At 73.4% G+C, this 907-nt stretch carries 1 protein-coding gene; it reads right to left on the reverse strand.

Annotation, left to right across the window (positions count from 1 at the left end; all coding sequences use genetic code 11):
- Nucleotides 1–907: DEAD/DEAH box helicase (locus L687_RS29185; protein WP_021199343.1), on the reverse strand; the 907-nt coding region annotated here is incomplete at both ends.

Consider the following 907-nt stretch of genomic DNA (forward strand, 5'->3'; position numbering starts at 1 on the left):
GATCTGCGTGGTGAACAGCCCGACGCTGCGGGCGATCGGCTGGATGGTGCGGTCGATCTGCAGCGCGAGCTCACGCGTCGGAGCGAGGATGATCGCGCGCGGCGACCGCCCGAATTCACGGCGCTTGCCGGCCTGCGACTGCAGCACGCGCTCGACGAGCGGCGCGCCGAAGGCGATGGTCTTGCCGGAGCCGGTACGGCCGCGGGCGAGCACGTCGCGCCCGGCGAGGACGGCGGGGATGCTGGCAGCCTGGATCGGGAACGGCGTGGCCGCACCCATACCGACGAGGGTCTCGACGATGTTTGATCCGAGACCGAGGTCGCCGAAGGTCACACCGTCGACCTCGACCGCCGCGACGGACTTCGCCTCGAGGCGCTCGTGCACGACGTCATCGCCCGGCGTGAACTTCGCTCCGGTCGATGCAGGACGGCTGGTGGCGTTCCAGTCGTTGCGGCTCGGTCGCTCGTTGCGGGCCGGGCGCCCACGGGTGTCCGAGGTCAGCGGGCGCGGGCGCTCGGTGCGGTACGCGCCACCGGTCGACGGACGCGAACGCTCGTCGCGGCCGCCCTCGTACGAACGCTGTGTGCGGTCACGGTCGAAAGCGCGACGCGCGCGGTCGGCGTCGTATGAACGCTCGGGGCGCTCGGTGCCGCGATCGTTCGACCGGGTGCGGTCACCGGCGCGGTCATCGCGACGCGGGCGGTCGTCACGGTCGAACCGGGGACGCTCGGTGCCGCGGTCACGGTCGAACCGCGGACGCTCGGCACCACGCCGGTCGTCGCGACCCGGACGCCCGCCATCGCGGTGGTCGTTGTCACGGAAGCCCTGACGCTGGGTGCCGGCGCCGCGGTCATCGCGACGCGCACGGTCGTCGCGGTCGAACCGGGGGCGGTCGCCGCCGCGGTCG

This window comes from Microbacterium maritypicum MF109, from assembly GCF_000455825.1.
GTDB classification, from domain to species: domain Bacteria; phylum Actinomycetota; class Actinomycetes; order Actinomycetales; family Microbacteriaceae; genus Microbacterium; species Microbacterium maritypicum_A.